The following is a 15058-nucleotide window of genomic DNA, read 5'->3' as shown; positions in this document are numbered from 1 at the left end:
TATTCTACCAATTTTTTCATTTTTTGTCTAATAGCTATTATTTTAAAATATTATTTATGGCTTCAACTAAAAATTTATTGTAATCAACCTTAAAATCGGTCTCAACTAATTTAATATTGGCGCCGGCGCCGGACGATAATTTAAAAAATACTTTTTTATCGCCGCTATTTTTTAAAAGCGCTTGTTTTAATTTTTCCAGCGCCGAAGCGTTGATGCTTGAATTTAAATTTATATATAAATTATCATCTTCAAAAATTAAATGCTTCGCCGTCGGCGCTGTGCCGGCCCGCTTCGCCGGAGCTCTCGCCTCGCTGAAGCTTTCGGCGTAGCGCGGGTCAGCGAGGCGAGCCGGCGGATAAGATTTCGGCCGCTGATAACCAAAAAATTTTCTCGGCTCGTGGCTGTTTTTCCCGTTGCCCGAAGCCGTGAATTTTTTTATCGCCTCACCGGCGGTTTCAATTTTAAGCTCAACCGCTTTATTCGCCAGCAATTTAAGATCCTGGTCTTTATCGGATAATTTGCCTTGGCACAGCACCACTTTGCCTTCTTGCCAAATTAAATTATTCTCTTTTAACAGGCTCGGGAAAACCAATATTTCCAAACTGCCGCTATTATCTTCAATCTTAACGAACAGCATGGGCTCGTTAGAGCGAGTAATTATTTTTTTAATCTTGGTAATAACGCCGCCGACATAAATCTGCTGATCGGCTTTATGTTCGGCCAAGCGCGCCACCGGCAAAACCGCTTGATTTAAAAATTGCTTAAACTCGGAAAAAGGATGCTCACTGACATAAAGGCCTAAAAGTTCTTTTTCCCAAGCTAATTTTTCGCGCCCCGTGGCGGCCGGCGCCGAAACAAGCTTAAGCTGGCGGCTGAAATTCAAGCTCGGGGCATCGGAAAACAGGCTGACCTGGCCGTTGGATTTTGTTTTAGTGGTTTCGCGGTTAAATTCCAAAATGTTGTCCATGTTGCCTAAGAGCCGGCCGCGTTCGCCGAATTTATCAAGTCCGCCCGATTTGATCAAGCTTTCCAGCGACTTTTTATTTAAATCTTTATCGCAGACTCTTTCTAAAAGATCGGTAATATCTTTGTACGGCCCGTTCTTTTTGCGCTCAATGATTATTTCTTCGGCAATATGGTCGCCGATATTTTTCACGGCTTTGAGCCCGAAGCGGATAGTGTCCGGCGCTTCATCCGGGTTAACCGCCATATTTTTTTCCGTGCCGGACGTTACCACAGTGAAAGAATCAAAAGATTGGTTTATATCCGGCGCCATGACTTTTATGCCCATATGCCGGCATTCGTCAATTTCAATGGCGATGCGGTCGGTATTCTGCTGGTCGGCGGTAAGCAGAGCGGCCATAAATTCCGTGGGCCAGCGCGCTTTTAAATAAGCGGTTTGATAGCCGATTAAAGCGTAGCAGGCGGCATGAGAGCGGTTAAAGCCGTAGCCGGCGAAAGGCTCAATAAAAGAAAAAATCTTTTCGGCCAGCTGGCTGGGAATGCTGTTTTTAACGCAGCCGTCAATAAATTTTTCTTTTTGCTCGCCTAATAACTTAACGATTTTTTTGCCCACGGCTTTTCTTAAAACATCGGCCTCGGCCATGGTAAAGCCGGCCAGATCACGGGCGATCTGCATGACCTGCTCCTGATAAATCGCCACGCCATAAGTTTTTGAAAGTATGGGTTCAAGCTTGGGATGCAGATAATTCGGCTTTTTTTTGCCCTGCTTGCCGTTAATATAATCAGGAATCCATTCCATGGGCCCGGGGCGGTATAAAGCCACCATGGCGATAATGTCTTCAAATTCAGTCGGCTTAAGCTCGCGCAAATATCTTTTCATGCCGCTGGATTCAAATTGAAACACGCCGGTGGTTTCCCCGGCTTGAAATAATTTATAAGCCAGCTCATCGTCTTGCGGAATTTTATCAATATCAATTAGAAGCCCGCGGGTATTTTTAATGATTTTTATGGCCGACTCAATAATAGTTAAATTTTTCAAGCCTAAAAAGTCCATTTTTAAAAGCCCTAAATCCTCTACCGGATGCATGGAAAACTGCGAGACAATAGTCCGGTCCGAGGAAGAAGCGTATTGCAGAGGCACATACTCGGTTAAAGCATCTTTGGTGATAATGACCGCGCAAGCATGGGTTGAGGCATGCCGCGCCACGCCTTCAAGCCGTTTGGCATAATCAATAACCTGCTTGGCCGCCTGATCGGTCCTGTAAATTTCTTTCAGCTCGCCGATTTCGCTAACCGCCTGATCGATTTTAGAAAACATGGGAATCATCTTGGCCAATTTATCGCATAATTCATAAGGATAGCCAAGCACCCGGCCGACGTCGCGAATCGCGGCCCGCGCCGCCATGGTGCCGAAAGTGATTATTTGCGAAACATGGTCTTTGCCGTATTTATTCTCCACATATCTTAAAACCTCGTCGCGCCTCGCGTCGGCGAAATCCATATCAATATCCGGCATGGAGATTCTGTCCGGATTTAAAAAACGCTCAAACAATAAATCATATTTAAGCGGATCAATATTGGTGATATTTAATAAATAAGAAACCAGGGAGCCGGCGGCCGAACCGCGGCCCGGGCCGACCACGATTTTATTGTTTTTCGCCCAATTGACAAAGTCGGAAACAATTAAAAAATATGACGGCCAGCCCATTTTTTTAATGACGGTTAGCTCGTAATCCATTCTTTCCCTTATAACCGGATCAATTTCGCCATAGCTTTTGCCGTAGCGCTCAATTAAGCCCTGATGGCATAAATTATCAATATAATCGTCAATATTCTGCCCGTCCGGAACGGAAAAATAAGGCAATTGGATTTTACCCAGTTCAATTTCTAAATTGCAGGCTTCGGCGATGGTTTCCGTGTTGGCGATCGCCTCTGGCACATGCTCAAAAGACTCGGTCATCTCTTTTACTCCGCGAAAAGAATAATCGCCGCCGATCATCGTCATCCTGTCCCGATCTTCCTTTTTTTTCTTAGTCTGCAGGCAAAGCAAAACGTCCTGCGCTTCGTCGTCGTCTTTATTTAAATAATGGACGTCATTGGTCGCTACTAAAGGCAGATTTAGTTCGCGCGAAAAATTTATTAAAGCCCGGTTGACCTTAGCTTGATTTTCAAGGTTAGGATGGCTCTGCAGTTCCAAATAAAAATTTCCCGACCCGAATAATTCGGCGTATTCTAAAATTCTTTTTTTAGCCTTATCTAATTTATCGGCCGTTATCAGTTTGGGAATTTCGCCGGCCAAACAGGCGGTTAAGGCGATCAGGCCGTCTTTATGCTTGGTTAAAACTTCCCAGTCAATCCTCGGCTTATAATAGAAGCCTTCTAAATGCGCGATAGAAGTCAGTTTAATCAAATTTTTATAGCCGATTTCATTTTTAGCCAAAAGCACCAGATGATAATTTCTTTCATCGGCTTTGACGTTTTTATCAAGGCGTGACCCGGGCGCTAAATAGGCTTCCACGCCGATAATCGGTTTTATGCCGGCCTTTTTGCATTTTTGATAAAATTCTATGGCGCCATACATAACGCCATGGTCGGTTAAGGCCAGGCTGGTAGAGCCTTCATCTTTGGCTTTTTGAATTAACTCGTCAATTTTAGTCAATCCGTCTAAGAGAGAGTAATGGCTATGAACGTGGAGATGGGTAAATTTCATATTTTTTCTCGCCCCCTTTGACAAAGGGGGTCGGGCCTTGCCCGCAACGCTTCGCTTGCGAGGCGGGCGGGGGGATTTTTACCTTTTTAATATAACATTTTGCAGAAAAATAGCAAACAAAAAAACCGCCTCGATTCATCGGGCGATTTTTATTTTTTTGTTTTTATTATCTAACCATCTCGCACCACTTATAAGAGCCTAAGCAGCCGAAAGTATTAAGCTTAAACGCCGGCTGGCAGCCGATGCCGGCCAGTTCCAAGTTATTGGCCGCCATATAAGCCACCGAAGCAAAACAGCAGTTATATATTTTTTCGTCTTGCTTATCGCACTTAACTAATAAGCTCTTATAGTAATCGCTGAAATTTTCCTCTTGATTTTTATTTCTAGAAGTTTGCCCGGATTTTACCAGCCAATTTAATAATAAAATTATAATAACAAAAATTACGGCGTAAATTATAATATTCGCTTGAAATTTTTTATTTTTAAATTTGTCTTTAATATCATCCATATTTTATTATTCTGTCATTTCGACCCCGCATTTTGCGGGGGAGAAATCTATAATACATCTTAGCTAAAATTACCTTGTTTTTATGGCCGCGCTTAGTATTATAGATCTCTCCTCCCTGCAGTCGTCGAGATGACAAAAAAATTAATTTTTTATCTTAGCCACTAATTCCCCTAGCTCCTCGTCGCTATAAAAATAAATAATAATTTCTCCGCCCTTGCCTTTGCGCTTAACTTCGGCTTTGGTGCCGAAAAACTGGCGGAAAGCGAATTCTTTGTCTTTATCAGCGTAATTTATCTTAATCCTGGCCTGCTTGGTCCCGCCCATAATCCTGGTTTCTTTTAGCGAGTCGTCAACCGTCATTTTATTTAATAATATTTTTTTATACAGCGCGAATTGCCGGGCTTCGCTTTCTAGCCCGACGATTATTTTGGCATGGCCTTCGGTAATTTTCCCCTGGATTAAAGCTTCCTGGATTTCTCCGGGCAAATTTAAAAATCTTAAAGTATTGGTTATGACCGGGCGCGACCGGCCGACTCTAACCGCTAATTCTTCCTGGCTTAAATTAAATTCGTCAATCAGCTTGCGGTAAGCGATGGCCGTTTCAATCGCGTTTAAATCTTCCCTTTGCAGATTTTCTACGAGCGCCAGTTCCAGTTTTTGCTGCTCGTCAGCCTGCCTGACTATGGCCGGCACGGACGTAAGACCTAAAATTTTCGCCGCTCTTAAGCGCCTTTCGCCGGCGATTAATTCATACTTGCCGTTTTTTTGCGTAACGATCAGCGGCTGAATAATGCCGTACTGCTTAATTGATTCAACCAGCTCGTTAAGCTGATGCTCGTTAAAATTCTTACGCGGCTGCATGGGGTTAAGCGCGACCTCGTCCGGTTTTAACTGCAAAACTTTTCCTCTGTCATCAACGCTGGTCACGTCAACCACGGCATCGCCGGCCGATGTCATAGCGGCTCTATTGACTTTTTGCGGAATCAGGGAGCCTAGTCCCCGACCAAGGCTGTTATTAGGCATATTGTTATAAAATTATATTTAATTAATTATTTTAAAATTTTTAAACCCTAATTTCCAAATCCCAATGCCCAATAAAATTTTAAACTCCAAATCCTAATTTAATTTTTGGGATTTAAAATTTAGGATTTTATTGGTCATTGGATATTGGGGTTTGGGATTTTTTTATTAATATTTTCTCTCTAAATCAATTACCTCTCTTGCCAATTTTTCATACGCCCGGCCGCCTTTTGACGCCGGGTCATAATATAAAATGGATCGGCCGTAGCTCGGCGCTTCGGCCAGCTTAACCGAGCGCGGAATAATGCTTCTAAAAACTTTATTGGGAAAATATTGGTAAAGCTCGTTCATGACCGAGCCGGACAAGCGGTTGCGCTTATCAAACATGGTAATGACCGCGCCCATAATGCCTAATTCCGGCTTTAAATTATTTTGCACCAAACCGATAGTTTCTAAAAGCTGGCTTAAGCCTTCTAAGGCGAAATACTCGCTTTGAATCGGAATTAAGACTTCGTCCGCGGCCACTAAGCTGTTTACCGTTAATAATCCCATTGATGGCGGTCCGTCAATAATAATATAATCATATTCATCTTTAACAAGATCTAAAATTCGCGCCAGCCTGAATTCCCTGTCTTCCATATTGACGAGTTCAATGCCGGCGCCGGCCAAAGCGATCGTGGCCGGAGCGATTTTATAGCCGTCCTGCAAAGTGTATTTTATAATTTCAAAAATCGGCTTTTGCCCGATTAAAGCTTCATAAACTCCATGCTCCAAGTTTTTATGGTCAATGCCTAAGCCGGAGGTGGCGTTAGCCTGCGGGTCAATATCCACGAGTAAAACCAGCTTGCCGAGATAAGCTAAATAAGCGCCCAAATTTAAAGCCGTGGTGGTTTTACCCACCCCGCCTTTTTGATTGACTATGGAAATAATTTTACCCATTTGGCAGTTTCGTCATTGCGAGCGACAATATTTTTTTGTCATTTCGAGCCGTAGGCGAGAAATCTATAATATTTAGTAATCGCGCTAACCAGCTATTATAGATCTCTCCTCGCTCCGCTCATCGAGATGACAAATAATTAGATTGCTTCGTCGCCCGATTACGGGCTTCTCGCAATGACATATAATTTTATATTTACCACAATATTATAACTCATTTCTCTTGCTTTGACAATTTTAATGATATAATTTATAATAAAACCGCTAGCAATAATTGCTAGTTTTATTTTATAATCAAGCCGCTGTGGTGAAACTGGTAGACGCGCACGACTCAAAATCGTGTGGGAGCAATCCCATGTCGGTTCGACTCCGACCAGCGGCACATCGGTTCGTCTAAGCTTTAGCGTAGGCGACCAAAGGAGACCAAACAAGGAGTTTGGTTTTTATGTTCCTTAAAAATTAGAATTGTCATTAAGGAGCTTGGCGATATTTCAGGTGAATATAAACTAACTGCAACTTAAAAAATGGAGGTGGATTATGTCAATCAATGTTGTTGAAAAAATTGATGGTTTGGTAGAGGTAAGAAACGTGTTAATAAGCGTTTCAGACAAAAAGGGCCTTGATCCTTTTATTCCGCAGCTTATGGAAATAAATCCGGGCATCAGAATTTTTTCTACCGGCGGTACGTTCGGAGAAATTACCAAAATCCTCGGCGACAGAGCCAAAAGCTGTTTAACTCAAGTAGCTGATTATACCGGACAGCCCGAAACCCAGGGCGGCCTGGTTAAGACGCTTGATTTCAAAATATATCTCGGGCTTCTTACTGAAACGTATAACGAAGCCCATCAGGCGGATCTGGAAAGAACAAAAAGCGTTCCTATTGATATGGTCGTGGTTAATCTCTACCCCTTTTCTAAAACCATCTTGAAACCTGGCGTAACGGCCGAAGAAGCGCGGGGCAATATTGATATCGGCGGGCCTTGTATGATAAGAGCCTCGGCCAAGAATTTCCTGCGTGTGGCTTCAGTCGTTGACCCGACTGATTATATTCCGGTCATTATAGCAATGGAAAAAAATGAAGGGGCAATCCCTTTAGGCTTACGCTTTAACCTGGCCAAAAAGGCATTCAGCCATACGGCCAGATACGACCGAAATATCGCCGACTTCCTCGGCGACATAACTATTGATGATGTAAAAAATGCTACACAATAATCGATTAACCATTTAACCGTACCGTAGGGAGGTAAGATAAATGGCACAACAAGACCTAAAAAAAATGTATAAAACCATTATGGATGACCATTTCCCGCCAAAAATGGAAATCAGCTTTGTTGACGGAAAAAAGCGACAGACACTTTTTTATGAAAAAGCAACCTGGACGATCGACGGTGTGGAAAAAGGGCTGCGCTACGGGGAAAACCCGGGGCAGGAGGCCGCTCTTTACAAGCTTACAAACGGGAACCTGGTACTAGGTGAGACACAGACAATTCTGCCGGGCAATTGTCTTGCTTCAGATATCGAACTGCTTCAGTCCGGCAAGCATCCCGGGAAAACCAACCTGACCGACGCGGATAATGCCCTGAACATTCTCAGGTATTTTACCGACACGCCCACCGTGGTTATTGTTAAACATAACAACCCTTGCGGCGTTGCCCAGGATGAATCTCTTGAACGGGCATATATCAAGGCCAATATGGCGGACAGAGTCGCGGCCTTCGGCGGCTGTATCGCGCTTAACCGAGCGGTTGACTTGGCGACGGCCGAAGCGATAAACATGCAGTATGCCGAAGTGGTGGTGGCGCCTGAATTTGAAACCGGAGTCATGGATATTTTCGCGAAGAAGAAAAATCTAAGGGTGATTAGAATCGAAAATATAGAAAGACTCTGGGCTTTTGTCGGTAAAAGATGCGTTGAATTCAAAAGCCTCATAGACGGCGGAATTGTCGCTCAATGGTCATTCGTGCCCGAAGCCCGTACTAAAGAGAGTCTCAGGCTTGCCGAGTGCGTGTACAAGGGAAACGCTTACAGAATAAACAGAAAACCAACCAAGGAAGAATACGAAGATATGCTTTTTGGCTGGCTGGTCGAATCGGGTGTTACTTCCAATTCGGTCATCTATGTTAAAGATAAAGTGACCGTCGGCATCGGAACCGGTGAGCAGGACAGGGTCGGAGTTGCCGAGATAGCCAGAGATAAAGCCTACAGAAAGCTGGCTGACAGGTATTGCTTTGAAACATACGGAATTGCATATAACGACTTTAAAGATGAAGATAGAAAAGCGGAAATAGACAAAAGGGTGGCGAGAGAAAAAGGAGGATTGTCCGGAGCCGCAATGGTAAGCGATGCGTTCTTCCCTTTCCGCGACGGAGTTGATGTCGGAATTAGGGAGGAAATCTCCTGCGTTATTCAGCCGGGTGGATCGGATAACGATTACCAATCCATTGAAGCCTGCAACGAGGTGGATGTTACGATGGTTTACACCGGGCAGAGAAGCTTCAAACACTAAACCATCCTCGCCAAGAGGACTATACAGGGTTTCGCGCCTACAAGCCGAAACCCTTTTTTTATTATAAAATTTTACGCTTGCTTTTTCTCCCATTTTATTCTAATATAACAAAAACTAAAAGGAGGCCGGCTTAGGAGGAGCTGGCTTTTTATGTTCCTTAAAATTAAAATAAATTAACTGAAACAGAAATATAAACCAATAACTTAAACGAAAGGAAAAGGTGAAAGAGATGATAAAGCGATACCAGAAGCAAAAGATAGAGGAGATATTTAACGAACCAAGAAAATATTTACTTTGGGAAATGACCGAAAAAATGTTGCTGCGGGCCAGGGTGGAGTTAGGCATACTGCAAGATAAAATATACCGACGGATTATAGGAATCTGGGGAAAGCACCCAATCGATATATCTTATCTTCATGAATTAGAGAAGAGATTAAAACATGATCTCAACTCTTTTCTCGGAGAACGAAACAGGCATTTGGACGAAGATGACGCGGCTAAGGTGCATGAAGATATAACCTCCTACGACACGGAAGAGTCGGCGTTTATTAGAATGTTAAAAGATGCGGTGGCTGAAGTTAAAAAAGAGGTTGAAATTACTTTTAACATTCTTGGAACAATGGCCGTTAAATATAAATACACTGTCATGTACGCGCATACTCACGGCCAAGGCGCCAAACTTCAATCTTTCGGCAAAAGATGCCTTGGCTGGCGCGAACAGCTGGCTATTGACCTCCGGCTCCTCTCATTTATCGAACACTATCTTAATTTTTCAAAAATGTCCGGCGCCGTAGGCAACTACGGAAATATTGATCCGGAATTGGAAAAATTAACCTTGGGCTACCTTGGCTTCAAGCCATTTTACGGCGCTACCCAAATTATGCCGCGGGAAATATATGCTATGCTCGCGTCGGCGCTTTGCCAGCTGATTTTTACGCTGGAAAAAATCTCTCTTGACATAAGGCTGGGAGCGAGAAGCGGCCGCCCAATTTATCAGGAACCATTTAATAAGGAACAAATGGGTTCATCGGCTATGCCGCATAAGCGGAATACGATAAGCACCGAACAAATGGAAGGCATGTCCAGGCTGGGGATGGGGTGCTTTATTGCCATCTTGCAGAACATCCGCACCTGGGAGGAAAGAGCCATTGAGCAGTCATGCGTCGAGCGAGTTGCCTGGCCTGATTTATTCCACATCGTCATCCATTGCCTTGAAACTATGAATAAAGTATTGTCAGGGCTTGATGTGCATCAGGAAAACATGCTGATGGAGATTGTTGAATCTCGCGGCTGCTATGCCTCGGATGAAGCTAAAGAATTTATCAAAAAGAAAGCGGTCGCGCTTGGCTTAACTGCCGAAGAATGTTATCGCATCGTGCAACTGGCCGCTTTTAATGTCCTTGAACCGGATCAACTGATGAAAGAGTATAAAACCATGACTCTTAAAGACTTAACTCAGGCGGACCAATGGCTCGAAAGGTTTAAAAACACTGCTTGCGATTGCGGCATGACCATTGAGACAAAAATACTCACGGCATCGCTGGCAACGCATGAGCTGTTGAAAGCGTCTGAAGCTGACGTTGCGAAGTGGAACCAGGCTCTCGCCAAAATCTTCTCTGATGAATCATGCAAGGCGGAATGGAAAAAACTTTTCAGCCCGTCGTTCCTCTTGCGCAATGAAGCGTTTCTGTATCAAGAAATTTTGAAAGAATAAAATAACCACTAACCGCCAAAGGAGGAGGAAGTCATGACAACGGAAAAAAGACCTATTGCAGTCGGAGTTATTATCGGCAGCGATTCGGACGTACCGATCGTTGAAAAAGCGAAAGAAATACTTGAAGAATTCAAAATTCCTTATGCCGCGACAATCTGTTCCGCTCACCGTACGCCTGAAGATTTAGAGAGAATTGTCAGGGACTGGGAGCAAAATCGCGGTTGTAAAATTTTTATCGCCGCGGCCGGAGCCGCCGCTCATCTGGCTGGAACTATAGCTTCTCGAACAGTCAGGCCGGTAATAGCCATACCTATAGCCGGTAAAACGTTGACAGCGGTCAACGGACTTGACGCGTTACTTTCAAGCGCGCAAATGCCCACAGGAATTCCCGTAGCAACGGTGGCGATTAACGGAGCGGCCAATGCGGCTCTTCTGGCCATAGAAATTCTGGCGATTAGTGATACCGCGATAGAAAATAAGCTCTCTACATACCGCAAAAAACTAATATATGAAACCAGAGATAAAGCGGAAAAACTTAAAAAAGCCGGCTGGCCTGATTAACCTTGAGCCAGTAACCAAAAAACAAAAATGGAAGGGAGATAAGAACATGAAACTCACGAATTTAACGTTAATTAGAAGGGGTAGCGCCAAAGACATCTATCGGGTGGATAAAACCGACATCGCTTTCCGTTTTACGAAATGGTTTTCGGTCTTTGACGTCGGACGGGCCAGCTACGGCATTCCGGGAAAAGACAGGGCTATGTGTGCTTGTGCGGTCAAATCTTTCCGGATAGCGGCGGAAATAGGCATACCCACCCATTTCGTGGAGCAGATTGACGATGTGACTATCCGCGTCAAAGAAGCCCAGATCATTACGAATCGCCACATGACCGCGAAAGACGAAAACTATGTCATCCCGGCCGAACATATTTATCGCCTTAATAATGCCGGCAGTATTGATCGCGATTTCAGATCAGGTAAAAAGAAGCCGGAAGATTATGGCTTGCCGGCCGGTGTTATTCCTGCAGTCGGAACCCCGTTCCCCTACCCGATCCATATGTTCACGACAAAATTTGAAAAAATCGACCGTGATCTATCCGACGAAGAAATGCTGGCCATGGCCGGCATAACCCCCGAGGATCGCGACCAGTATTGGTCAATGATTGATCGCTTAATCGGCGCCTGCTCCCTGGCGATGGCCAGAGTCGGCTACGCTTTACTTGACGGTAAATGCGAACCCATTATGGGGCCGGGGAGAAAAAAAATGATTGGCGACGTTTTCTGCACGCCGGACGAGGATCGACCAGTACCGCTTGATAAATTAAGATACGGCATCGTCGAACACCATTCCAAGGAATTTATTCGTCAGGAACTTATCAAAATAGGCTACAAGCGCCAGCTTGATGAAGCGCGCTTAGCCGGCAAACCTGATCCGCCCATCCCCCTTCTGCCGGAGGAAACCATCGCCGAAATCGGCTGGCGATATAAAACTGTAGCCGAAGCTTACGCAGGAGTCATACTGTAAACGAGGGGAAGAAATAAAAACAATTAATTTCAAAAGGACACCGCTTTTTTAAAGCCGTGTCCTTCTTTTTTTATAAAAATAAAAATCAAAATTTAAACTCACCAGGGAATTTGTATTTTAAGGCGAGCCTAGAAAAATTTAGGATAAAATTTATGGCAAAATTTCTTTACAAAATTTTCCTGTTTGAGCGGAGCGAGTTGAAAATTTTGTTAGAAATTATTGGCATAAATTCCTAAATTTTTCTCTAGCTCGCGATTTTTGCGCCGCTTTTTCTAAAAAAGCGGCCCCAAGCGGAGCGGAATCACCTAGCGCAGCGCCACGAATGTAATCATATAAAAAAGAGAGTAACGAAATATATAAATATTTTACAATCAGCGAACCGAGATCCTGATTATAATACCCTTCTAGCGGGATTTACCGCTTAACTCTTTAATTTTCTTAATCACTTCTTCATTTCCCGGATTTAATTCCAATACTTGATTATAATATTTTAAGGCTTCTTCAGTATCGCCTTTAGCCTCGTAAGCTACGGCTAAGCTGTATAAGCTGTTGGAATGTTTGGGCGCGATGTTTAAAACCAGCTTAAATCTGTCTATGGCCTTAGCGATTTCGCCGTGGTTATAATAAAATCTGCCCAGCTCATAAAAAATTTCCGCGTCATAAACTTCCGTAGCCAATTCATTTAAAAGATTAAGCGCCAAATAATCTTTTTTATTTTTTAAATAAGCTTTGGCCAGGCCAAATTTAGCTTCGTAGTAATCGGCTTTCAGCTCTAAGGCCTTAATAAAATATTTTTCCGCGCTGGCCGCGTCATTATTATTTAAATAAGCTTTAGCCAGCTCGGCGGCTAAGATCGGATTAGTCGGCTCCAGCGCTAAAGCGCTCGTAAAAAACTGTACGGCCCAAATTTCCGCTCCGATGGTTAGCGGCCGGACATCGCGGTAAATCATGGCAAGTGTCTCGTGGGTTTGTACCGAATTGGGCGCGGCTAAAACGGCTCGCCGGCCGGCTTCTATTGATCGGGTAATATATAGCTCCGTAACATTATTGTCTTTTTCGCCTCGCGGTTTAGCCGCTTCTACTCGCGCGCGATTTAAATAAAATTCAGCCAGCTTGATATGGTATTCGGCTCGGTTGGGATTTAGCTTAACCGCTAACAGCAAATTAGCTTCGCTGCTAAAGGCAGGGGCCGCAACTATTTCAGCCGTAAAAAATTTTATTTCAAAAAATGCCAGCGGCAGGCATAAAGCGCTTAATAAAAACAAGCCGAGGAGCCACAGCCAAGATAATATCGCGGTTGTTTTTAAATTGAATATTTTTTCTTTAAAAACCGCTTGATTATGGATTTGCCAAAAAGCGATCGCCAGCGCGGCGAAAAGCCAGGCGGAAAAATTTAAAACCGTGTTAACCGGAAAAAACAGCTGGGCGAAAAATAATAAAAGAAAAGCCGTAAAGACGGCGGTAATTAAATCATAGTCCCCGTCCGCGAGCGCCGGCTGGCGATTTTTAAAATATTTGATAAATAAAATTATATTTATGTAAATTATCAGGCTAACGACTAAGAGCCAGCTTAAAAGCGCCGGCAATCCGGAGGTAGCCGGTATTTCTAAAAATTGCGAATAGCTTTTATCAAACCTAACCTGCCAATAATTATTTTTATTAAGCTCGGCCGGGCGGTAAAGGGAAAAGCTTTGGGAAAAAGTCGCCGGTCCGCTGCCGAAAATCGGATTTTTATTAATTACATTTTTCGTTATTAAAACCGCTGTTTTATAATCAAGCCTAACTTCGCTCGGCAATTCGCGGCCCAAAATTATTTTAGCCGGGCTGAAGTTAGGCAAGACCAGCATTAAAACAGCCGCCAGCATTAAGGCGATAGGAATTAATAAATAATAATTTAATATTTTTTTAAAACTAAAACCGATTTTAAGCCAGCAAAAAATAATTAAAAGCCCGGCGCCTAAAGCCAATATTATCCAGCTTAAATAAAAATTTATTAGCGCTAAAACTACTAAAAACAAAGCCAGGCCGGCGCTAAAAATAAAACGGTCAAGTTTTTTTATGGCGCCGGAAAATAAAAATCCCGCGGCTAAAACCGCCATCACGGCTAAAAAAACAGCTAAACTCAAAAACGATTCGCCGGCCGGATTAAACGAAGGTAAAGCTAAAATATTAAACCAGCCGGCCGCGAGCGATTGCGTCGCGCCGAACATGGCTAGCAGCGAAATAATTGCCGCCGCGCCGGCTGAATAAAATAATAATTTCAGCAAAACAAAAATCTTTGCCGCGCTGTCGGCCAGGCCGGTATTGATTAATAAAAAATAAAAAATCGCCAGGCTTAATAAGCCGAGCCAGCCGTCGGAAAAACGGCCGTAAGAGCCGAAAAAAGAAGAAAATATATCTAAACTAAAAATAGCCGACAGGCCGGTTAAGGCTAAAAAAATTATAATCGGCAGATTTAAGGGATTAGTTTTAATGGTTATCTCTCCTCTTGCCGCTTGACGCGCGAGCCATAAAAATAGCGCCAAAGGCATAATCAGGCGGAGTAAAAATTGCTTATTAAACTCAAAATATTCGCTAGTCCAAAGTAAAAAAAATAAAGGCAAGAGAAAAATAGTCGCCTTGATTAAGATTGATATTAAGCCATCTATTTTATTTATGAATTTTTCGGACATGAATTTAAATATATATTAAATCCCAACAACCAAACCCCAATGACCAATAAAATCATAAACCCTAAATCCTAATTTTTATTTTTACAGTTCCTGGTTATAGCGGCAAAAATTAAATTTAATTCCTGGGCTTCCCGCCATAATATTCTGGCCTCATCTTTATATTGCGGTAACGCATGAGCGATAATCCTTAACCAATATTTAGTTTCTTTTGTTTCTTTTTTAGCTATGGCAATCTTATTTAAAAAATCTTTTTTAGAGCTGGCTTCATCCGCCTCGCTGTAGTTTGCTCCTATGCTGGTTCCTGATCTGATTATTTGATTTATCAATGGCCGGCTGATAGTATCTTGCGGCAGTTTTCTTGAAAAATCTATTATTGCTTCCGCGTATTTAGCTGTTCTTTCTTCTAAATCGTATTTTGCTTTGGGTTTTATGCCATTGGGATTTGCTTGGTCATTGGTCATTGGGGTTTGGGATTTATTATTAAAATTGATTAGGAATTAGAAA

11 protein-coding genes and 1 tRNA gene are annotated in these 15058 nt (G+C 43.1%); 6 read left to right on the top strand and 6 right to left on the bottom strand.

Annotated features, from left to right (window positions below; translation table 11 throughout):
* Positions 1-37: 37 nt before the first annotated feature.
* The 4 genes from WC639_00160 to WC639_00145 all read right to left on the bottom strand — a co-directional run bounded on the left by WC639_00160 (position 38) and on the right by WC639_00145 (position 6140).
* Positions 38-3673 (bottom strand): DNA polymerase III subunit alpha, encoded by a 3636-nt coding sequence (locus WC639_00160; protein MFA6306213.1) that lies wholly within the window; start codon positions 3671-3673, stop codon positions 38-40.
* A gap of 166 nt (positions 3674-3839) precedes the next feature.
* Positions 3840-4181, bottom strand: coding sequence for a hypothetical protein (locus WC639_00155; GenBank protein ID MFA6306212.1), 342 nt, complete (start codon positions 4179-4181; stop codon positions 3840-3842).
* 141 nt (positions 4182-4322) lie between these two features.
* On the bottom strand, positions 4323-5204 hold the full coding sequence (locus tag WC639_00150) for a ParB/RepB/Spo0J family partition protein (GenBank protein MFA6306211.1): 882 nt from the start codon (positions 5202-5204) through the stop codon (positions 4323-4325).
* A gap of 165 nt (positions 5205-5369) precedes the next feature.
* On the bottom strand, positions 5370-6140 hold the full coding sequence (locus WC639_00145; protein ID MFA6306210.1) for an AAA family ATPase: 771 nt from the start codon (positions 6138-6140) through the stop codon (positions 5370-5372).
* Positions 6141-6435: 295 nt separating this feature from the next.
* Here WC639_00145 and WC639_00140 point away from each other — a divergent pair.
* The 6 genes from WC639_00140 to WC639_00115 all read left to right on the top strand — a co-directional run bounded on the left by WC639_00140 (position 6436) and on the right by WC639_00115 (position 11882).
* A tRNA-Leu gene (locus WC639_00140) sits at positions 6436-6519 on the top strand.
* 155 nt (positions 6520-6674) lie between these two features.
* Positions 6675-7349, top strand: a complete 675-nt coding sequence (locus WC639_00135) for a hypothetical protein (GenBank protein ID MFA6306209.1) — start codon at positions 6675-6677, stop codon at positions 7347-7349.
* A gap of 40 nt (positions 7350-7389) precedes the next feature.
* Positions 7390-8643 carry an IMP cyclohydrolase gene (locus WC639_00130; protein MFA6306208.1) on the top strand — a complete coding sequence of 418 codons (1254 nt, stop codon included), beginning with the start codon at positions 7390-7392 and terminating at the stop codon, positions 8641-8643.
* 229 nt (positions 8644-8872) lie between these two features.
* On the top strand, positions 8873-10357 hold the full coding sequence (locus WC639_00125) for a lyase family protein (protein MFA6306207.1): 1485 nt from the start codon (positions 8873-8875) through the stop codon (positions 10355-10357).
* A 33-nt stretch (positions 10358-10390) separates the two neighbouring features.
* Positions 10391-10918 (top strand): 5-(carboxyamino)imidazole ribonucleotide mutase, encoded by a 528-nt coding sequence (gene purE / locus WC639_00120; GenBank protein MFA6306206.1) that lies wholly within the window; start codon positions 10391-10393, stop codon positions 10916-10918.
* Positions 10866-11882, top strand: a complete 1017-nt coding sequence (locus WC639_00115) for a phosphoribosylaminoimidazolesuccinocarboxamide synthase (GenBank protein ID MFA6306205.1) — start codon at positions 10866-10868, stop codon at positions 11880-11882. The genes purE and WC639_00115 overlap by 53 nt, the downstream gene beginning before the upstream one ends.
* A gap of 404 nt (positions 11883-12286) precedes the next feature.
* Here the strand turns inward: WC639_00115 and WC639_00110 are convergent, their stop codons facing one another.
* Positions 12287-14554, bottom strand: a complete 2268-nt coding sequence (locus WC639_00110; protein MFA6306204.1) for a tetratricopeptide repeat protein — start codon at positions 14552-14554, stop codon at positions 12287-12289.
* Positions 14555-14622: 68 nt separating this feature from the next.
* Entirely contained in the window at positions 14623-15015 is a 393-nt protein-coding gene (locus WC639_00105; GenBank protein ID MFA6306203.1) for a four helix bundle protein, read from the bottom strand.
* Positions 15016-15058 lie beyond the last annotated feature (43 nt).

This window comes from Patescibacteria group bacterium (assembly GCA_041662965.1).
GTDB lineage: Bacteria > Patescibacteriota > Patescibacteriia > Patescibacteriales > GWC2-42-12 > JACPHD01.
Note: the sequence above shows the minus strand (reverse complement) of the source record. Positions and strands in the feature narration are given on the sequence as shown.